20 protein-coding genes and 1 pseudogene are annotated in these 19290 nt (G+C 47.2%); 2 read left to right on the forward strand and 19 right to left on the reverse strand.

Annotated features, from left to right (window positions below; all coding sequences use genetic code 11):
* Positions 1 to 159 precede the first annotated feature (159 nt).
* The 7 genes and pseudogenes from J2Z28_RS17840 to J2Z28_RS17870 all read right to left on the reverse strand — a co-directional run bounded on the left by J2Z28_RS17840 (position 160) and on the right by J2Z28_RS17870 (position 7932).
* The gene (locus J2Z28_RS17840) at positions 160 to 1467 is read right to left on the reverse strand and encodes a hypothetical protein (protein WP_244988378.1); all 1308 of its coding nucleotides are present in this window, start codon (positions 1465 to 1467) and stop codon (positions 160 to 162) included.
* 114 nt (positions 1468 to 1581) lie between these two features.
* Positions 1582 to 2013, reverse strand: coding sequence for a peptidylprolyl isomerase (locus J2Z28_RS17845; protein ID WP_211083508.1), 432 nt, complete (start codon positions 2011 to 2013; stop codon positions 1582 to 1584).
* Positions 2014 to 2261: 248 nt separating this feature from the next.
* The gene (gene lysA / locus J2Z28_RS17850) at positions 2262 to 3593 is read right to left on the reverse strand and encodes a diaminopimelate decarboxylase (protein WP_017687645.1); all 1332 of its coding nucleotides are present in this window, start codon (positions 3591 to 3593) and stop codon (positions 2262 to 2264) included.
* 103 nt (positions 3594 to 3696) lie between these two features.
* Positions 3697 to 5364: a spore germination protein gene (locus J2Z28_RS17855; RefSeq protein ID WP_211083509.1), complete on the reverse strand. Its 1668-nt coding sequence runs from the start codon at positions 5362 to 5364 to the stop codon at positions 3697 to 3699.
* 24 nt (positions 5365 to 5388) lie between these two features.
* Positions 5389 to 5817, reverse strand: coding sequence for a stage V sporulation protein AB (locus tag J2Z28_RS17860; protein WP_211083510.1), 429 nt, complete (start codon positions 5815 to 5817; stop codon positions 5389 to 5391).
* A complete protein-coding gene (locus J2Z28_RS17865; RefSeq protein WP_211083511.1) occupies positions 5798 to 6454 on the reverse strand; it encodes a stage V sporulation protein AA in 657 nt (218 codons plus the stop codon). Before J2Z28_RS17865 ends, J2Z28_RS17860 begins: the two co-directional genes overlap by 20 nt.
* 565 nt (positions 6455 to 7019) lie before the next feature.
* Positions 7020 to 7932, reverse strand: a pseudogene (locus J2Z28_RS17870) (AraC family transcriptional regulator).
* 108 nt (positions 7933 to 8040) lie between these two features.
* On the opposite strand from J2Z28_RS17870, the gene J2Z28_RS17875 reads away from it, so the two are divergent.
* Complete coding sequence (locus J2Z28_RS17875) at positions 8041 to 8970, forward strand: DMT family transporter (RefSeq protein ID WP_211083512.1); 930 nt, start codon at positions 8041 to 8043, stop codon at positions 8968 to 8970.
* 87 nt (positions 8971 to 9057) lie between these two features.
* Here J2Z28_RS17875 and sigF read toward each other — a convergent pair whose 3' ends face one another.
* The 11 genes from sigF to J2Z28_RS17930 form a co-directional block, all read right to left on the reverse strand.
* Positions 9058 to 9813: an RNA polymerase sporulation sigma factor SigF gene (sigF, locus tag J2Z28_RS17880; protein WP_105409173.1), complete on the reverse strand. Its 756-nt coding sequence runs from the start codon at positions 9811 to 9813 to the stop codon at positions 9058 to 9060.
* 14 nt (positions 9814 to 9827) lie between these two features.
* Positions 9828 to 10283, reverse strand: a complete 456-nt coding sequence (gene spoIIAB, locus J2Z28_RS17885) for an anti-sigma F factor (RefSeq protein WP_036672324.1) — start codon at positions 10281 to 10283, stop codon at positions 9828 to 9830.
* Positions 10280 to 10633, reverse strand: coding sequence for an anti-sigma F factor antagonist (gene spoIIAA, locus J2Z28_RS17890; RefSeq protein WP_017687636.1), 354 nt, complete (start codon positions 10631 to 10633; stop codon positions 10280 to 10282). Before spoIIAA ends, spoIIAB begins: the two co-directional genes overlap by 4 nt.
* 144 nt (positions 10634 to 10777) lie before the next feature.
* Complete coding sequence (locus J2Z28_RS17895; RefSeq protein ID WP_342357515.1) at positions 10778 to 11953, reverse strand: D-alanyl-D-alanine carboxypeptidase family protein; 1176 nt, start codon at positions 11951 to 11953, stop codon at positions 10778 to 10780.
* Between the two features lie 252 nt (positions 11954 to 12205).
* Entirely contained in the window at positions 12206 to 13030 is an 825-nt protein-coding gene (locus J2Z28_RS17900) for a purine-nucleoside phosphorylase (protein WP_017687634.1), read from the reverse strand.
* A 129-nt stretch (positions 13031 to 13159) separates the two neighbouring features.
* Entirely contained in the window at positions 13160 to 14050 is an 891-nt protein-coding gene (locus tag J2Z28_RS17905) for a tyrosine recombinase (protein WP_105599514.1), read from the reverse strand.
* Between the two features lie 75 nt (positions 14051 to 14125).
* On the reverse strand, positions 14126 to 14368 hold the full coding sequence (locus tag J2Z28_RS17910; protein WP_017687632.1) for a DUF4227 family protein: 243 nt from the start codon (positions 14366 to 14368) through the stop codon (positions 14126 to 14128).
* Between the two features lie 158 nt (positions 14369 to 14526).
* Complete coding sequence (gene fur, locus J2Z28_RS17915; RefSeq protein WP_036607866.1) at positions 14527 to 14994, reverse strand: ferric iron uptake transcriptional regulator; 468 nt, start codon at positions 14992 to 14994, stop codon at positions 14527 to 14529.
* A 107-nt stretch (positions 14995 to 15101) separates the two neighbouring features.
* Complete coding sequence (spoIIM, locus tag J2Z28_RS17920) at positions 15102 to 15731, reverse strand: stage II sporulation protein M (protein ID WP_211083513.1); 630 nt, start codon at positions 15729 to 15731, stop codon at positions 15102 to 15104.
* A gap of 161 nt (positions 15732 to 15892) precedes the next feature.
* Positions 15893 to 17113 carry an endonuclease Q family protein gene (locus tag J2Z28_RS17925; RefSeq protein WP_211083514.1) on the reverse strand — a complete coding sequence of 407 codons (1221 nt, stop codon included), beginning with the start codon at positions 17111 to 17113 and terminating at the stop codon, positions 15893 to 15895.
* A 2-nt stretch (positions 17114 to 17115) separates the two neighbouring features.
* Entirely contained in the window at positions 17116 to 17709 is a 594-nt protein-coding gene (locus J2Z28_RS17930; protein WP_051447058.1) for an NUDIX domain-containing protein, read from the reverse strand.
* A gap of 122 nt (positions 17710 to 17831) precedes the next feature.
* Between J2Z28_RS17930 and J2Z28_RS17935 the strand changes: the two genes are divergently transcribed.
* Entirely contained in the window at positions 17832 to 17966 is a 135-nt protein-coding gene (locus tag J2Z28_RS17935; RefSeq protein WP_100527202.1) for a Z-ring formation inhibitor MciZ, read from the forward strand.
* Between the two features lie 149 nt (positions 17967 to 18115).
* On the opposite strand, the gene J2Z28_RS17940 is transcribed toward J2Z28_RS17935, so the two are convergent.
* On the reverse strand, positions 18116 to 19249 hold the full coding sequence (locus J2Z28_RS17940; RefSeq protein WP_211083515.1) for a M20/M25/M40 family metallo-hydrolase: 1134 nt from the start codon (positions 19247 to 19249) through the stop codon (positions 18116 to 18118).
* Positions 19250 to 19290 lie beyond the last annotated feature (41 nt).

Here is a 19290-nt window from a genome sequence, read left to right on the forward strand (position 1 = left end):
TACTTGGATGTTAGCACTTTAACGCCAAAAAATCAATTGTTTTTTGTTCCTTTTTGTCACATACTAACTTTTAATAAGCTAAGAAACAACAAAAAACCGCTTCCTCTCAAGGAGGCACGGTTTTGGTTTGGAGACACATTTCACATCCATCGTATCATTCTACATATCAGGAAAACACCAGCTCGCCATATGCTTTAATTCTTTGGCATTATGGAATGGAGTGCGGTCAGGTTCTTGCAGGGGCGAGGTTGGAAGCGGGAACTCTCTTGCCACCCTTCTGACCCAACTTGTGGAATCAATCGCAATAGCCGAGCATTTCCAGCGTCCATTCGCTCTCGGTCGAAACGTCCCATGCAAATCTGCTTTTCCCGGCATCTCTGGAAAGACACCATCCAGATATTCGACGATGACACGCTTGTCTCTGACTTCATGACAGTATACTGTCACCCATACACCTTCCCGGACCCGAACAGCATACACATCTCCAGACTGTACCTCCCCGGTACCTGCATCAGGAGATGCCTTTGGTACTTTTCCGCGAACACTTCTCTTCTTCTCCAATGCTCCTAAGATCGTGTCCTTTACAGCTGGATTCTCATCAGGCTTATCCGCAAGTGATATATTATTCAGATCAAAATCATGAAATATCTTTTTCAGGTTGTTCTCATTGATTCCGACAGATGAATCCCACCACGCCAGAGGGGCCTGCACTTCAACCCGCACATTGGGGCGTGCGTCACGTTGCATGTAAGTGGTGAATTCCGTGATCATTCCAGGATGTTCCGGCGTATCCAATATGCCAATCAGAGCTAACGTCTCAAGCAAATCACGGTAGGCATATTCCTTCTGTGTAGGCAAAAGACGTTCCTTCTTTAGCGCCACTGCTGCCTTGCTATAACGTGTTTTGGGAGGTAATTCACGCAGCACCGTTAACACCGCACGGAATGTCCAACGGTCGTAATCATTGGGTATTGGAAGCTCCTGCGCTGCAGCCAGCTCTCGAAGTGCCAGCACACATCCAAAAGGATCACCGTCCAACGGGGTACCATTGGTCATCCGCCAATACCATTGCAGCGTTGTGTCGGTTGCTTGATCTACACTTAATCCGCAGATCTTACAAGTGTTCGAAGATGGATATGGCGTATGTTCATGACTTGGCATACTGCTCGCAATAAGCTTGCCCGTAAGCAACGAGCGCCAGATCATGGGTGCTGACCACAAAGAGGATACAAAGGCCTGCGCTGCATCATTTAGCGTCCATTGATTCGCAACTTTTTTCAGCTCAGTAATCGTTTCATCATGTTGCGGACGTACAAATCGATTCGGTTCATGCCCGGCTGCCTCAAGCGCTTCTCGATCCTTTACGGATAGACTATCCGGAACGACATGGCGCGATGCCTGCAGTTCTTCATCCCACAACGTGCGCTCACTATAAATTTGTTTTAACAAGCTTAGCTGAGTAACCATATCCAAGGTTTTATTCATCCTTTCTAATTATCGATTTCAAGTATGTAAAAAAAAGAAAAAAAGTGCTTCTATAAAAGAAGCACTTCATGTTTGGATCCAGTTAAGGTGAAGGTATTAAGCTTCTACAACTTCAACAGTTTCCATTTTGTCTCTACCTTCTAAAGCGTCCACGAACTCCATACCTTTAGTTACTTTACCAAATACAGTATGTTGTCCATCCAAATGTGGTTGCGGTTGATAGCAGATGTAGAACTGGCTTCCACCTGTGTTACGGCCAGCATGTGCCATAGCAAGTGTTCCGCGCTCATGTTTGTTCGGGTTAATTTCACAGTTGATTGTGTAACCTGGGCCACCTGCACCGGAACCGTTAGGGCATCCGCCTTGAGCTACAAAGCCCGGGATAACGCGGTGGAATGTAAGACCATTGTAGAAACCGGAGTTAGCCAGTTTCTCAAAGTTTGCTACTGTGTTTGGAGCTTCTTGATCGAACAGATCGATCAGAACTTCTCCGCCGTTTGCCAATTTAATTTTCGCTTGTTTCGCCATATGTAAATGACTCCTTTCGTATTGACCATCGTTAATGGTGCCAGAACGCATGACCCTGGGCCAAGCATTACAGCACTTTTATTAGTGTACACCGAAAATGTCTGGATCGCAAAAAAAACGGCAACTTTTTTCATGATTTAGCTCAAATACGCAAAAAGCAGACGAAAAAGGAAGTTCCCTTTTCATCTGCTTCAACTGCAAAATCCCTATATCTTGAATAATGCAGAAACGCATTATCTTTTGACGAATTAGCGAGTTACTGGCTGTTTTCCAATGCGCGCAGGTACCAGGTCATTCTGGATGATATCTTGATACGTCTCACGGCGTACCACGACATCGCCTTGACCGTCTTTGACAAATACAACGGCCGGACGACGAATCCGGTTGTAGTTGCTCGCCATGGAGTAGTTATACGCGCCTGTGCAAGCTACAGCGAGCAGATCGCCACTTTCCACTTTTGGCAGGTCCAGATCCCAGATCAACATATCGCCACTCTCGCAGCATTTACCTGCAACAGATACTGTTTCCTGAGCAGCCTCATTCGCACGGTTGGCAAGCACAGCTTCATATTTGGATTCATACAAAGCAGGACGTGGGTTATCGGTCATACCACCATCCACGGCAACGTATTTACGCACGCCTGGAATGTCTTTGCTTGTTCCAACGGTATACAGCGTTGTTCCCGCTTCACCCACGATGCTACGGCCTGGCTCAACCCAGATCTCAGGTACGGCATAGCCGATTTGAGCAAAATGATTTTTAACGGCATCTGTAATAGCCTTCACGTATTGTGCAACTTCAAGTGGCGTATCTCCATCGATATAACGGATTCCGAATCCACCACCAAGGTTAACCACTTTGAAAGCAACATTAAGACGCTCATATACACTTGCTGCAAATTCAGCAACACGTTGAACAGCCATCTGGAAGCCTTCAACTTCGAAGATCTGGGAACCGATGTGGGAATGCACACCGAGCAATACCAGGTTAGACTGCTTGGAAGCCAAGTCAATCGCTTCAAATGCTGTACCATTGCCGATATCAAATCCAAATTTCGAATCTGTTTGACCTGTGGAAATATATTCATGCGTATGTGCCTCAACACCAGGCGTCACACGAAGCAAAATGTTTACTTTACGATTTTTGTCCGCTGCTACAGCCTGCAACAGATGCAATTCGTTGAAGTTATCAACAACAAAACATCCAATCTCCGCATCAAGAGCCATTTCGATCTCTTCCAGCGTTTTGTTGTTACCATGGAAGTGAATGCGCTCAGCCGGGAATCCTGCTTGCAGTGCAGTAAACAGTTCACCGTCAGATACGACATCCAGGGAAAGTCCTTCTTCAGCTGCAAGGGCACACATCGCCATTACACAGAATGCTTTACTTGCGTATGCAACTTGGAAGCCCAATCCGGAAGCACGGAATGCTTCCATGTACTCTCTGCAACGCTCGCGAACCAATTGCTCGTCCACAACGTACAGTGGAGTTCCAAATTGTTCTTTCAGATCTGTTGCATCAACTCCGCCAATCTCCAGATGTCCTTGCGCATTTATTTTACTTGTACCATGTAAATACATAATCTGCATTCCTCACTTTTTATATACTGGAACAATTGATATTCCAATGATTTTACACCAGTATATCAAATTAGGCAGCGAGATGAATGGATTTTTCGGAAGATCATTTGTGTTTTTTACTTTTTTGCAGTTCCCCGTCCGGATCATCGGACATTTTGGTGTTGTCACGGGTTTTATTGAATGATGGACGTTTTTTATTTTCCAGCAGCGGAAGCCGGAATAAAAAGTTGCCCAAGGCCTTTGCATTAAACGGTATAAAAGGCCAGAGATACGAAGAATTATACGACCGGTGAACGGTGAGCGCCAATATGAGTAATGTACAGCCCACGACCAACCCCGGAACCTTGAATATCGCAACAGCGACTAGCAGAACCAGCCTGACCAGCCTATTGGCGAGACCCAACTCGTAACTCGGCGTGGCAAACATACCGATGGCTGCGATGGCCATATAGAGCACAACCTCATTAACAAAGTATCCTGTTTTCACCGCGATATCCCCGACTAGAATGGCCGCGATTAAGCCCATGGCCGATGCCAGAGGTGTAGGCGTATGAACAGCTGCCATCCGTAATAAATCGACGCCTAGTTCGATCAGGAGAAACTGTAGAATCAGCGGTAACTTTACATTTTCCTGCGGACCAATGAAGTCAAGTCCCATCGGTTTAATCGAAGGGTCAATAACCATGAGAAGCCATAATGGTAGCAAAAACAATGAGATGAGAATCCCTGCAAAACGCACCCATCGTAAATACGTCCCCATCAATGCCGTCTGTCTGTTCTCCTCCGCATGTTCACACAGATCGAAGAAGGTCGTAGGCAAAATCATCACACTCGGGGAAGTATCTACAAAAATGACAACTCGTCCTTCCAGCAAATGGGAAGCTGTAACATCCGGTCGCTCGGAATATCGAACGAGTGGGAACGGATTCCATCCCTTGTTGATAATCGCTTCCTCCAACTGCTTGTCGGCGGCCGGAATACCATCGATATCCACTCGCTGAATTTTTTCCCGGACTGAATCCACCTGCACTTTATCCACAATATCATCAATGTATACTACGCAGACATCCGTTTGTGTTCTCCGACCCACCTGCATGATCTCAAACTTCAGGCCAGGGTCGCGTATTCTGCGACGCACTAATGTTACGTTGGTCAGGAGCGTTTCGGTAAAGCCGTCTCTGGAACCTCGGACTACCCTTTCCAATGAAGGTTCTTCCGGTGAACGTACCGGGTAACTCCGGGTATCCATAATTAGGACCGAGCGATCCCCTTCAACGAACATTGCACTCATACCAGTAAGAACCTTGTTGATGACCGCACTCATCTTGTCGACTTTTTCCACCTGAATATGTGGAATGTAACATTCGAAATAGGATTTGAGCGCGTGTCCGGATACGTCATCCGGCGTGAGATAGGTCAATCTTTTTAACACTTCCAGCAATATCTCATCCTTCGCAAAACCGGTGATCATTAGCAATCCAACGTGCTTGCCACCCAGGACCATTTCCCTCATATTAACATCGAACGATTCTCCAAGCCCCAGTACCTGTTGCAGTGTATATCTGTTCTCACTCATGCGTGGGGAGATATCATCGTTTTCCTGCCAATATTGTACGGATTCCTCAACGCTGTCGGACATCTCATTTTGTTTTTTCTTGTTGTACGCTTTCTCCTCTTCTTCCTTCTGAATCTCATAAGCAGACTTGTGTAACATCTCTTCCGTTATACCTTCACTATTTTCCTGGCCTGTGTGCTCCGTTCGTTCATCCATCTTCCATCCTCCTATGGCCACGAGTTACCGCTGATATATGAAAAAATCAAACAGGGAACCTGTCATTTTGCCCAAAATCATGGCGAGCAGTAATCCAAACAAATAAGGTTTCATGCCCAATCGTTTGGCTAGCACGGGCAGTACATTAAGCACCTCAGTGAGCGCCGCGGCGAGCAGACCGATGAACACGCCACAGAACAAACCAACAATCGGGCTGAGCAGCAGCACTCCATGCATTTTCCAGTGCCAGAAGTCCGCCACCGTCCCGAGCAGTGAACCACCAATTAGCGCCCCTTCGTACCAGTGAGTCTTGTCATACGATTGCGTAAGTTGAGCCAACCTGGGAATCATATCGAGCACCAGAATAAGCGCAATTACGCCGCTTCCTACGGCAATCCCCCCTGCAACACCCAATACAATGCTGATTGCTCCATTAAGAACGCTCATCCGCATTCATCTCCCTGCGTTCCTGCTCATGCATCCGTTCACTTTCTTCAATCACCACATATTTATCTACATTTTGCTGGTATAGGAACATCTCCACTTCCAGCGGGGTAGGCTCCTCATTCCACTTTTTCTTGAACAAATGATTAAAAAATACTGCCATTCCGAATCCAATGCCAATGGAATACGCCACTTGGAACAGATAGGGATGTTCGTCCCGATGCCCAGTAAGCATCTCCACAATTCGAATCTGTACTTCCTGCATGTTCACATCGGCATGAAAATTCATAATGGTTAAGGCTGATCCAAAGAACAGCAGCAGCCAAACCAATATGAACAGAGACTTGGAAGGTTGACTATTTCCCGCAATGACTTCAACCAACGTATGGCCTGATCCCATCAGTTCCACACTTACCTCGGGCAAGATGTTCCGAATCCGGGGAATAATCTGCAATATATCAATGAGGATCAGATTGCCATCCTCCGGTCCAGGGCGCAGCAGTTCAAGCTCCAGTAGCCTGCCCTCCTGGTCTTCAGAAGAGGTCAGTACATGTGCAATGTCTCCAAGCTTGACTGCTCTGCCCCTCTGGATGCGAATACGGCTGCGCAGACGAATATAGACCATTGGAGTGGGTGTCTGGGACATCCATAGCACTCCTTTACTGCGTAATTTAGGTTAGTATTTGAAGAATGTGCAAATTTATTACAAACGGGTTGGAAAAAGATCGGGAGGTGGGTGGGGGCGCTGCGGGATGGATCGGTCATTGGTCGCTGTTGCGGGGGGAGGATACACGCAGACACTCCGACGGCAGACCAACCTTCTGATCGCTGTTGTCTCCAAATTCTTTTGATTGATTTCTAAGTGTTAGAAATTTGGAGACAAAGGCGAACGCTTCGCTTCTTCAGGTCTAATCTGCCGCCTGCGTTGCTTATGTATCCTTAGATGAGCCCTCACGCTTCGCTCCTTTTGACCGATTCCATCCCTCCACTACCTACTGCCCTCCCGCTTCCAAACGTTTGAAATAAATATGCTGGGGAGTTGGCAGGAAGGGAATTGAAAGAAGAGGTTTTTGGGGTTATTTTATTCGCTCACCTTGTGACCGATTTGAGGTGTAAATAAGTGTGAAGCATTATTTTACATATCAAAAAAAGTCGCCGTATGGGCGACTCTTCGGTATTGGTAGATAGGTTCACGGATCATGAACAATAATTCAAGAATTATGTTCTTTTTCTCTTTTGTTCAATTCCCTTCTAAATCGTAAAGGGGTTGAATTCATTGTTTTGCGGAATTGGTTAATGTAATAACTCGTGCTGTTAAAACCGACCTCATAGGCAATTTCGGTGATGCTACGCTCGGAGAGTTGCAATAGTTCAATGCTTCTTTGGATGCGGTACTCTATCACATATTGCATGGGTGTAGTTTTCAGAATTTGCTTGAAATAACGGCATGTCTCCGATCGGCTTAACTGTCCGGACTTGGCAATATCTTCAAGCTTAATTGGATCGGCATAGTTGAGATGAATCCATTGCAACATGTCTTTCATTCGATTGTTTCTGCTCATCTCTGATGGATCATGTTCTAGAGAATATCCGTTCATAATCAGCAGTTTCCACATATTCAGCACCGCAGAAGCAACATTCACTTCGTAAAAAGGAACTTGGTGCACTAACTCCTTTCTAATCCGTACAATAGCATCCAGGATCTGTTCTCCCCAAGCGTTAGCTCTTTCGATATACAGAAAAGGCAAATTAGTTGCTGATACATATGGATGGATGTACGTACTTTATATACAAATCCGAAGGCATGATAACGTGTGGGGACAAATTCAGACATAAATAAATGCAGTTCTCGCTCACACCGTGATCTTCGGCCATATGCATTATTCCACTGTTGATAAAAATCCCGTCACCTTTGGACAAAATCATCTTTTGATCGTTGATATGAAACAACGCCGTACCCTGAAGAACGGCAACAAACTGCAATTCATCATGCCAGTGGAGAGGAATATGGCCGTGAACATTTTGGACAATGGTTGTCTCATAACAGGCTATAGATAAGGTATCAGTACGGTGTTGCGTCATTTCTTTCAAATGTTGATCAATGATAAATTCGATCTTCTTCATGGCCCTCATCTCAGTATATTTATATTTTTAAGTTCAATTTTGATATAAATGTACCGCATTTCTCCTTAATATAACACTATTCTTATATTTAAGGTGAGGCGAACAAGAATGACAACTTCTGCAAAATCCAAAATTTCAGGCATCATACTCGTTCTGACGGGAGCCATCTGTTGGGGCATTGGGGGGACGGTATCTCAAAAACTGTTTCAACTGGATGGCATTGAGGTCAATTGGTATGTCACTGTACGATTGTTGATTGCTGGGTTACTATTACTGGTTATTCAATCGTTTACTAATGGACGATTTCAGATTTTTGCTGTGTGGAGAAATAAAAAAACGGCTGGACAGCTGATCATTTTCGGATTGGTGGGCATGCTTGCCGTCCAGTATACGTACATGGCATCCATTAAACACGGCAATTCAGCGGTGGCTACACTCCTGCAGTACCTGTCCCCTGTCATGATCATGATTTACATCGCACTCCGTAAGCAGTCTGTCCTCACACGTAATGACCTTGCATGCGCCGTTCTGGCTCTCAGTGGGTGTTTTTTCCTGCTGACGAATGGCTCGCTTACGCAATTATCTGTCTCCTCGCTCGCAGTGATATGGGGGCTGTTATCTGGGGTTTCAGCTGCATTTTATACGCTGTATGCCGTGCAACTGATTAAAAAGTTCGATTCACTTGTTGTCGTCGGCTGGGCTATGATCATCGGTGGTTTGGGGATGAGTTTTATTCACCCGCCCTGGAAAATGAATTTTGCTAGTATCACGCTTGAAACCTACGGTTATTTGATATTTACGATCCTTTTTGGAACCATGATTGCTTTTTGGTTTTATATTGCGAGTCTCAAAAGTCTTACACCCAAGGAAACTAGCTTGCTCGGGAGCGCAGAGCCCCTTGCTGCTGTTGGAACAACCGTCATATGGCTCCATGAACCTTTTGGCTTCTATCAATGGATTGGTATGGCATGTATTCTTGGCATGATGCTGGTTATGCAGTCCAATCGTTCGGAATCTCCCCGTATTAACAACAAATAACCTCCCTCGCCATAATGCGCGATAGAAGGTTGTTAGTTGTCGTATATTGGTGCATATGCGCCAATATTGTTGTTGCAACCCACGAAATCACTGCGCGATCTGGTCGCGGATGGATTGCAGTATTTTTTTCTCCAGACGTGATACCTGTACCTGAGATATTCCCAGCCTGCTGGCAACCTCGGACTGGGTCTGATCCCGGTAATACCGAAGATAAACGATTAACCGCTCCCGCTCGCTGAGACCACCGATGGCTTCGTTTAGCGCCAGTTTGTCAAACCAACGTTCCTGAGACTCGTCGGCAATCTGATCCATTAACGTAATGGGATCACCGTCGTTCTCAAATACCGTCTCATGGATGGAGGTCGGTGGTTTGTTCGCTTCCTGGGCAAATACGACTTCCTCCGGGGTTACTCCCAGCTCTGCGGCAACTTCCTTAATCGTTGGTAAACGATCCAGATGTTTGGACAATTCGTCCTTTTTTTTGCGGACTTTATTCGCCATCTCTTTCAGTGAACGACTGACCTTCAGGGTACCGTCATCCCGCAGGAATCGCTGGATTTCTCCGATGATCATCGGTACCGCGTAGGTTGAGAACTTCACGTCATAACTGAGATCGAATTTGTCCACTGACTTGAGCAGACCGATACAACCAATCTGGAACAGATCTTCCGGATCATATCCCCTGTTCATAAAACGCTGTACGACGGACCAGACGAGTCTGATGTTGCAGTTCACCAGCGTATCCCGTGAGACATGGTCACCCGACTGACTGAGCGCAATCAGCCGTTTGACCTCGGCATCGTCCAAATAGGTCTGTGAAGATGGTTTCACTTCAGCATCCATAAGAACACCAACCCCTAATTATACAATGCTTTCTTGGATTCAATCCTTTTTTTCATCTTGATGGAGGTGCCTCTGCCGGGCTCACTGCTGACTTCGAATTCATCCATAAAGTTTTCCATAATGGTGAAGCCCATGCCCGACCGCTCAAGTTCGGGTTTGGACGTATATAGCGGCTGCTTGGCCAGTTCAAGATCTTCGATTCCTTCACCGCGGTCTTCCACGATGATAGTGATCATGTCTTCCCGAATCTCCGCCTGGATGGACACAACACCCTCGGAGTTGTTGTTGTATCCGTGGATGATGCTGTTGGTCACGGCTTCCGAAATGACCGTTTTCAGGTCACTGAGCTCGTCCATCGTTGGATCAAGCTGGGAGATAAACGCAGCAACGGTTACCCGTGCAAACGACTCATTCTCTGACTTGGCCGCGAATTGCAGATTCATGAAATTTGTCCCTGTTCCTTCATTCATGAGACGACCTCCAGACCTGAGAGAGCAGTTCCCTCATTTTCGTATATCGGCATAATCTTGAACAGACCCGACATTTCCAGCAAACGGTACACTGGCGAATTGACGTCACAGACCACCATCTTGCCACCTTTATTCTTAATGAGCTTGTATCTTCCCAAAATGACACCCAGACCTGAACTGTCCATAAATTGCAGATCTTTCAGGCTGAGTACGAGATGCTCGCTTTGTCTCCGCTGGATGGCTTCGTCCATTTGCATCCGTACCATGTCAGCTGTATGGTGATCCAGCTCCCCGGATAATCGTACAATCAGAATCCCGCGATGGTGTTCCATTTCCACATGCAAGTTCACGTTTGCTCACTCTCCTCCCTGTCTTAGAACAAGGATTTCTACGCTTCCGAAGGCTTTTCCTGCCCCCCGACAAAACTAGAAGAAAACCCCTATTTAACTACAAAATATGTTCGAAGGATACGTGCAACTCGCGGAAATCGCCGTTTAGTCAAACAGGTTGGACGTTGTCCGCTTGAACAGCTTCCACCAGCCAGCCTTATTCACATCCTGCGGAGCCTGAATGTCGAGCTCCTTAATGACGTCGTTGCCCTGGTAAACCACCAGTTTACCTATACTTTGCCCGGCTTTGATCGGAGCTTTCAATTCTTTGGCAACCAACAATTCATGGCGGATGTCATTGGATTTGGCTCCTTTGCGCATCAGCACACTATAATTTTGCGTGGCATTCAGAGGCAACTCGGCAACTTCACCTTTTTCGATCTTCAGACTGCCCAGCAGATCCCCTGCCTTGTAGAGCGCCTTCATCGTATATTGACTAAACGCATAGTCAAACATCGAAGATACTTCGCTATTCCGTGTTTTAGTATTTGGTTCACCGAGTACCACGGAAACGACACGCAGTCCATCCTTAGACGCTGTTGCAGACAAGCAGAATTTCGCTTCGGACGTGTAACCTGTTTTCAAACCATCTGCCCCTTCATAAAAACGAACCAGCTTGTTCGTGTTCACCAGCCAGAATGGCTTCTCCGAATCTTTGCGAAGGTAATCCTGATATGCACCGGTGTACTTCGTAATCCCGGAATGCTTCAGTAGTTCACGGCTCATGACGGCAATGTCATGGGCGGAAGAATAATGATTATCGACCGGCAGGCCGTTACAGTTGGCAAAATGAGTATCCTTCATGCCAAGCTCCTTCGCACGCTCATTCATCAGCTGTACAAAGGCTTCTTCCGAGCCAGCGATCTTCTCAGCCATCGCTACCGAGGCATCATTGCCCGAAGCCATCGCGATCCCTTTTAACATATCGTCTACCGTCATTTCTTCCCCAGGCTCCAGGAAGATCTGCGAACCGCCCATGGAAGCTGCGTATTCGCTCGTTCTTACCTTATCCGTCAGCTTCAGCTTGCCCGAGTCGATCGCTTCGATCGTAAGCAGCATGGTCATAATTTTCGTAATGCTCGCCGGAGGCAGCTGATCATGACTGTTTTTCTCATAAATGACCGTTCCCGTATCTGCATCCATTAAGATCGCAGAGCGCGCCGACGGGGCCAGGTCCGTTCCTCCCGCTGCCTTCGGTGTTTCTTCAGCTAATGCCGTTGATGCCAAAAGGGACAGCAGGATACAGAGGGTCATGAACGATGCCATTATTCTTTTCTTCACAAGGTTACCTCCTCAAATGACTTGCTTACTGCATGTTCCATGCATGTACTGCTAATCATTGTCGGCCCGTTTCCAGTAAATTATTCCATGTAAAGCATGATTTCCCGAACTTTTATTGAAAATGTGGTCATAGCCAAAAAAACGCACTGCACTAAAGGAATGATTAACCGTACATTTAACACAACAAAAAAAAAAGTTACCCCCCCGATGATTTCTCATCCAAAGAGGTAACCTTATCTACTCAAATCTTGCTTACATTTGTGGAATAACCGCCACTACCAGCGCCAGGAACGACTCACGCACACGTTCCGTCGTCTCCATCACCTCATCATGTGACAGCGGCTGATCCAGAATTCCGGCAGCCATGTTGCTGATACAGGAAATACCGAGCACTTCCAGGCCTGCATGGCGTGCCACAATTACTTCAGATACAGTGGACATGCCCACTGCGTCTGAGCCCAATGTACGCAGCATTCTGATCTCTGCCGGTGTCTCGTAGTTCGGACCGAGCATACCTGCGTATACCCCTTCACGTACGTTAAAACCTTGTGATGCAGCCGTATCCTTCGCCAGTGCGCGCAAACGGCGGCTATATGCTTCGGACAGATCCGGGAAACGCACGCCCAGTGCAGCGTCATTTGGTCCGATCAGTGGATTTTTGCCTGTGAGATTCAAGTGATCAGAGATCAGCATCAAGTCTCCAGCTTCATACGACGTATTCACACCACCCGCAGCATTGGTTACAAGCAGGCTACTTACACCCAGTTCTTTCATAACCCGTACCGGGAAAGCTGTCAATTCCGGACCATATCCTTCGTACATGTGGAAACGGCCTTTCATCATCACGACTGGACGACCTTTAATGGTTCCGACCAATAGTTCACCTTCATGTCCTTCTACTGTGGACACTGGAAAATGCGGAATATCCTGATAAGCGATACTTACGCCATCTTCAATCAGCTCTGCCAGTACGCCAAGACCTGAACCCAAAATCAAACCGACTTCCGGCTTGATGGAGCTTTTGCTTTGAATATAAGATGCTGCTTCCGAAATCATTTGTTGGTTTAATGCTGTCATGCGATATATGTTCCTCCTTGAGTTGAAACGATCCGTCTTATGTATAACGGCGTTTTGATGTATTCAATTTATTTTATCCTAAATCGGCCCAATGTTCCGCATTTATTTGTGAAGGCCATGCGTCAAAATCTATCTTGCCCTCGGATGATGGGTTTCATAGATTTCTTTCATGGTTTTGCGACCATGATTGCCATATTGTTGTCCAGGCTGCTCCACGTGACCCAGCATGTCTTGAACCGCACGTGTATCCGCCCCGTTGGCAATCAGGTGTGCCGCAAACGAATGACGCAGCGTATGCGGCGTAATTTCTTCCGAAATCCCCGCATCCACCGCCGCTTTTTTGAGCAGCTTCCAGAAGCCCTGCCGGGTTAAACGTCTACCAGATACATTCACGAATAGTGCCTGCTCGTCCGAATCGGTTTTGAGCAACTTATTGCGGAATTCCTCCACATACACACTTGCCCAATGTGCTGCTGGTGCACCGATGGGAAGGATGCGTTCCTTGCCCGCCCCACCGCATCGTATAAAGCGCATGCCTGGCTGAACATCCCGAATGTCAAGGGCAATCAGTTCCGATACCCGAATACCTGTAGCATATAATAGTTCAAGCATCGCTCGATCTCTCACACCCTGCGGTGAACGAATATCAGGCGCTGTCAGCAGTTGTTCGATCTCTTGGATACTTAACACCTGTGGTGGCGTCTTGTCCGCCTTGGGAGCTTCCACATCAAACGTAGGGTCCTGTATAATATCACCCCGCCGCATCAAAAAATGAAAGTAGGAGCGCAGAGATACGATGCTGCGGGCAATGGTTGCATTGGCACGTCCTGCCTGTTTGAGCTGACCTGCAAACAGGACGACATGTGTGCGTCTGACCTGATCGGCTTCGCGTATGCCATATTCCTTATCAGCAAATTCAATGAACTTGTCCACGTCTCGGAGATACGATTCAAGCGTGCTGCTCGACATCCCTTTATCATCTTCCAAGTATAAGGCATAGGCATGTATCGTCTGTTTCATGTACAACGCTCCTCAACTGACAGACCTGCCGCTATGGCAGACTGCTCCCGTATTTGCATCCCTGGCTGTTCCAAGCTACTCCCCGTACCAATAGAACAAACGGAGACGCTCTGCCATCGTAGGACGTCCTTCTCCATTACCCGGCCAATCCGTTTCCTGAAATACTTTGATTGCATTGCCAGTCGGCATCTGATACTGATCCACAGGTGAGATCCAGCCATTAAACAGATCCAGAACATGATAGAACAGATAAACTAATGCAGCAAAAAATATAATAAATCGAATAAAACGGAGCCCTCTCCGCACTGATATAATCATGGGCGCGTCCCCTCCTGATTCGAATCCGGTATTGTCCTTGAATCAGGGTATGTCCATAAACACAGGTTTATGCCATTCGGGGGAAACTCCAGATCATGTCCGGTGCCAAAAAAGCTCTCCCGTCAAAACCGCCGGTGAGAGCTTGAAGATATGCTATGTTATTCTTCATCTTTGGGTTTCTGTTCATTTTTAGCTTTGCAACGATAACAAATTCCATGAAAGTCCAGTCGGTGATCTACTACCGAAAAGTTGAATTCCCGCTCCAAACGCTCTTCAAGCGGTCCAAGCCAGTCCTCACGTATTTCATCCATACTTCCGCATTGAACACAGATTAAGTGATGATGGTGATGCTTGGATGTATCTCCGCGCAGATCATAACGCGCTACACCGTCGCCGAAGTTGATTTTCTCTACAACATGCAGCTCACTCAGCAGTTCGAGGGTACGGTACACGGTTGCCAGACCGATTTCGGGAGCCTTTTCTTTAACGAGCATGAATACGTCTTCTGCGCTCAGATGATCTTCTTCATTCTCAAGAAGTACTCTTAAGGTGGCTTCCCGCTGGGGCGTTAATTTATATCCTTGGGACTGTAGTTGCTGCTTAATTTTATCAATCCGTGCTTCCATTTTCTCCCTCCCCCTAGGAAATCACTGCACACTGCAACTTAACCCACTCTTTTCATTATAGGGGGAGTGCGTAATTAAAGTCAACATTTTACACTATACGGTACACGTTAGGCCGGTAGTAGCATTGGCGTGACCCAACGCATCATCGCAGGTGTAACCCATGTTTCAAAAGACGCCACGCCGAGCAGCAGTACAGCCATAACCAAAGTTAACACTATATATGAAGCAAAAGGCCTTTGTCGACCCGGTGTTCGCTGCATCAAAACACGATTGCGAATGATGTATAACGAGAACGTCATCGCCGCCACACTGCAGATCAGGAGGATCGGAATGACAAATAGATTATGTGGTGCCACGGACACCAGTGCAAACAGCAGCCCTTTCCAGGAATACTGCCCAACAAGGTACCCCACTGTGAATCCAATGAGCACACCTTTCAGAAAATCCAGAACCAGTATACCGGGTAGTCCAACAACGGATAAACCCAGAATAAAGATCAGACCCACCCATTTCAGATGGAGCATGGCAATGTCCCAATATGCCCCGGTCTCTGTTACCTGTGCACTGTGCTGCACGGTCATGAAGAAATTGCCGAGATAACCCTCCAGATCCTGACGTTGCTCAAGAGACAATGCGTTGACCATGAGCGCGCCAAAAATGACGCCGACCAGAAACAAGACGGCCACGAATACATATAACGAAGTCTGACCTTTAAATGTAAAGTAGGAAGAGCGCATACAGGTACGAGTCCCCTTTCCGGTATCATGCTGCAAGGATTCTCAGTTACATCCTCATAGTCATTCTTATGAACCGGAATGCACCTGTATGACTTCTTGTCCAGATTGGACCTCTGTAAAGCGAAAGCTATATGAGTTGAACTACAGAATATTTACACGGGTCACTCCGAAGCTCTTTCCTGAACAGCAACCTTTCCGTACGTGCCTCCACCTCCCGAGGATAGCTCCAGTTGTCCGTTCCGTGCAGCCACAATCAGGCCTGCCAGCACAGGTCCAACAACCGCAGCAAGTTCTTCCTCCCGCGTACGATGAAGTACGTTCATTTCCGTACCAAAATGGTCCAGTAGCTGGCGCAGTTTGGCTTTTCCAAGTCCTGGAATGAACTCCAGTGGCACCTGATAATGATAGGCTGGTCTGTTTGCAGGAACATGAGGACTCTCTCGATCAGAGATCGCCAGGATGCGATCCAGCACCCCCTGCACCAGCTTCAGACTGCCACAGTGAGGACAGCGCTCTGCTGAGATCGCTTGCCCGTCCATAATGCTGCCACATGCTGCACAGTAAGTACGGTGGTATTTGCCCAGCCTTGGATTCAGTCCATAATTGGCCGCAATTTTCCTACCGGCTTCTCCTTGAAGTGCCATACGGAATTCGTCAAAAGAAGGGGCGGCAACTTGCAGTTCGTTATACTCCCGTCCAATCTTACCGAGTGAATGAGCATCCGAATTGGTCAGAAACGGTACATGATCCAATTCCCGAATATAACTGGCCATGGATGAATCCGAGCTTAACCCCAGCTCTACCGCATCCACGAGACTAGTATCCAGCACATCGCTCATACGGGGCGCAGTACTGCCATAGATGCCTTTATGCGGTGTAAACACATGTGCAGGCACAATAAGTCCACCACGGGCCTTAATCTCCGCCTGCATCTCAAGAGCGGGCACGTAGACCCGCTGAGAACTGAGGTTTACATTTTTCATATAACGTTTCATCCAGTCCGTGAAGGACTTCATCGTTTTCAGATCACGGAAGTACGCCAGCATATGGAACTCACGCATTCCAGGCTCGCGCAGCTCAATCTCTGTACCCAACAAAATGGTGGTGTCCTGGTAGGCAATACCGCCGCCCTCAATCTCGGACATCGTGCCACTCTCCAGCAATTGCTCAATATCCATCTGTACAACCGGAGAATGACAATCAATAACACCAAGCAAATGAATTCCTTTGCGATCCGATGCTTCCAGGGCAATATTCTCAAATGTCAGATCACGACTGCCACTGATTTTAACAGCCTCACCCCGAGAGGTTCGTCCGATGTGGATATGCAGGTCTGTATAACAGGGCTCCCACATCGTGGACGTTTCCAGTTGGTCTTGCATGCCTAGAACCGTCCTGTCGTTCTGTAGAGGTCCCACGCGTACACGGCCATCATCGTTTTGGCATCGCTAATCCGGTTCTCGTCCATAAGCGCATAGGCTTCCTCCAGAGTTATTTCGGCAACTTCAAGGAATTCATCTTCGTCCAGCGCCATGTCTCCTGCTTCCAGCTCTTCAGCGATGTAAAGATGAATGATCTCATCTGCGAACCCCGGTGACGTGTAGAACGAACGCAAATGACGCAGTGACTTGGCCACATATCCTGTCTCTTCTCGCAATTCACGTGCGGCAGCAACTTCCGGCTCTTCTCCCGGGTCCAGTTTCCCCGCAGGAATCTCAACCTCAGTGCGTCCCATTGCCTGACGATACTGATCCACAACAAGCATGCGATCCCCATTCAAAGCGAGTACAGCTACCGCTCCAGGGTGCCGGATTATCTCACGTGTAGCCGTCTGGCCATTCGGTAGTTTAACGGTATCGACTTGAAGTGAAATCACTTTACCCTCGAAGATTGGCTTGGTGGATACGGTCACTTCATCTAGTTTTGGATTGGCAGGTTGCGCCGCGTGGATGGATTGGGCAGATTGGTTTGGTTTCATTGGTTCTTCAACTCCATATCGTAGGATTATATATTCGGTTAATGTATATATCTCTGATTTTGGGCATATGGTGAGCGTATAGAACTCTCACAGCAAATATAAACGAATCAGGGGGACTTTCAATGAATAGTTATATGACGCCTCAATCCTTACACGTGGTAGGACAAGCCCGGCAAGTACAGCTCATACTCAAACAATGGTTACGCGAGTGGGGCCCTGATGCCAAGTTAATCGATCTGCTCGCTGGACGCAAATGAATGGGTAATCGATCCATTGTTTCATTTTTGACCCAAAATTAACGAGTCTTCTCCCTTGAAATATAACATGAATTCACAAAAAGTCCGAATCCGTACAAACCGGGTTCGGACTTTTGTCTAACAACATGTGAGGTAACATGTGCTCTATATTATTTCTTATCAGCTGCCGTTTCCTGAATAATAGCCACGACCACCTGAGACAACTTCACAATGTCTTCCGCACGAATACGTTCTTTGGTTGTATGAATATCCTCATACCCTACCGCCAAGTTCACTGTCGGAAGGTCGAATCCGTTAAAGATATTGGCATCACTGCCACCACCGGAAGCAAACGTACTTGTCTCCAGCCCAATACTGCGGATGGCACGCTGTGCAAGTTGTACAACTTCATGTTCATCATGGAAACCAAATGCAGGATACAGGATCTCACTTCTGAATTCAGCTGTTGCACCGTATTTGCGACATGTCGTTTCCAACGCGTCACGCATCTGTGCAACCTGCAATTCAACTTTCTCCTGCACAATACTGCGAGCTTCCGCTTCAAGCTGTACAAAGTCACACACCACGTTGAGTGCTGATCCACCTTGGAATTTACCGATGTTCGCTGTCGTCTCATCATCAATTCTGCCCAGTGTCATCGCTGCAATCGCTTTGGCTGCTACCTGAATGGCGCTGATCCCGTCTTCCGGGTTCACACCCGCATGTGCGGACTTCCCATAGATGCTCATTTGAATTTCAGCTCTCGCTGGTGCAGCAACACAGATCGTGCCTACAGCTCCATTAGAATCCAGCGCATAACCGAACTCGGCATCGATATCCTTCGGATTCATCGCACGTGCGCCCACCAGGCCAGACTCTTCGCCGACCGTAATGACAAATTGAATTTTACCATGTGGAATCTTGTTTTCCTGGATCACACGAATCGCTTCGAACAATGCCGCAATCCCTGCTTTGTCATCTGCTCCCAGGATCGTTGTTCCATCACTGCGAATCCAGCCATCTTCACCCAGTTCAGGCTTGATTCCCTGTCCCGGCGTCACGGTGTCCATATGACATGTGAAAAAGATCGGTGCAACCCCTTCAGTTCCTTCAGCTTCCCAGGTAATGACGAGGTTTCCGGCGCCATGTCCGGTTTGCTCCATGGTATCATCCTCATAGACATGAAGACCGAGATCTGCAAACTGTTCTTTTAACACCTTCGAGATGTTCTGTTCATTTTTCGTTTCACTATCAATCTGCACCAGTTCCATGAACTGATCGATAACACGTTGTTGTTTAATCATAGGACTTTCCTCCCTCTCGTGGATACGGTACAATACAATTA

The organism is Paenibacillus xylanexedens, assembly GCF_017874615.1.
GTDB classification, from domain to species: domain Bacteria; phylum Bacillota; class Bacilli; order Paenibacillales; family Paenibacillaceae; genus Paenibacillus; species Paenibacillus xylanexedens.

Excerpts from the sequence above, each read along its gene's own strand:
- J2Z28_RS17840 (WP_244988378.1), bottom strand. The coding sequence starts at position 1,467 with ATGGTTACTCAGCTAAGCTTGTTAAAACAAATTTATAGTGAGCGCACG.
- J2Z28_RS17845 (WP_211083508.1), bottom strand. The coding sequence starts at position 2,013 with ATGGCGAAACAAGCGAAAATTAAATTGGCAAACGGCGGAGAAGTTCTG.
- lysA (WP_017687645.1), bottom strand. The coding sequence starts at position 3,593 with ATGTATTTACATGGTACAAGTAAAATAAATGCGCAAGGACATCTGGAG.
- J2Z28_RS17855 (WP_211083509.1), bottom strand. The coding sequence starts at position 5,364 with ATGGATGAACGAACGGAGCACACAGGCCAGGAAAATAGTGAAGGTATA.
- J2Z28_RS17860 (WP_211083510.1), bottom strand. The coding sequence starts at position 5,817 with ATGCGGATGAGCGTTCTTAATGGAGCAATCAGCATTGTATTGGGTGTT.
- J2Z28_RS17865 (WP_211083511.1), bottom strand. The coding sequence starts at position 6,454 with ATGTCCCAGACACCCACTCCAATGGTCTATATTCGTCTGCGCAGCCGT.
- J2Z28_RS17875 (WP_211083512.1), top strand. The coding sequence starts at position 8,041 with ATGACAACTTCTGCAAAATCCAAAATTTCAGGCATCATACTCGTTCTG.
- sigF (WP_105409173.1), bottom strand. The coding sequence starts at position 9,813 with ATGGATGCTGAAGTGAAACCATCTTCACAGACCTATTTGGACGATGCC.
- spoIIAB (WP_036672324.1), bottom strand. The coding sequence starts at position 10,283 with ATGAATGAAGGAACAGGGACAAATTTCATGAATCTGCAATTCGCGGCC.
- J2Z28_RS17900 (WP_017687634.1), bottom strand. The coding sequence starts at position 13,030 with ATGACAGCATTAAACCAACAAATGATTTCGGAAGCAGCATCTTATATT.
- J2Z28_RS17905 (WP_105599514.1), bottom strand. The coding sequence starts at position 14,050 with ATGAAACAGACGATACATGCCTATGCCTTATACTTGGAAGATGATAAA.
- J2Z28_RS17910 (WP_017687632.1), bottom strand. The coding sequence starts at position 14,368 with ATGATTATATCAGTGCGGAGAGGGCTCCGTTTTATTCGATTTATTATA.
- fur (WP_036607866.1), bottom strand. The coding sequence starts at position 14,994 with ATGGAAGCACGGATTGATAAAATTAAGCAGCAACTACAGTCCCAAGGA.
- spoIIM (WP_211083513.1), bottom strand. The coding sequence starts at position 15,731 with ATGCGCTCTTCCTACTTTACATTTAAAGGTCAGACTTCGTTATATGTA.
- J2Z28_RS17925 (WP_211083514.1), bottom strand. The coding sequence starts at position 17,113 with ATGCAAGACCAACTGGAAACGTCCACGATGTGGGAGCCCTGTTATACA.
- J2Z28_RS17930 (WP_051447058.1), bottom strand. The coding sequence starts at position 17,709 with ATGAAACCAAACCAATCTGCCCAATCCATCCACGCGGCGCAACCTGCC.
- J2Z28_RS17935 (WP_100527202.1), top strand. The coding sequence starts at position 17,832 with ATGAATAGTTATATGACGCCTCAATCCTTACACGTGGTAGGACAAGCC.
- J2Z28_RS17940 (WP_211083515.1), bottom strand. The coding sequence starts at position 19,249 with ATGATTAAACAACAACGTGTTATCGATCAGTTCATGGAACTGGTGCAG.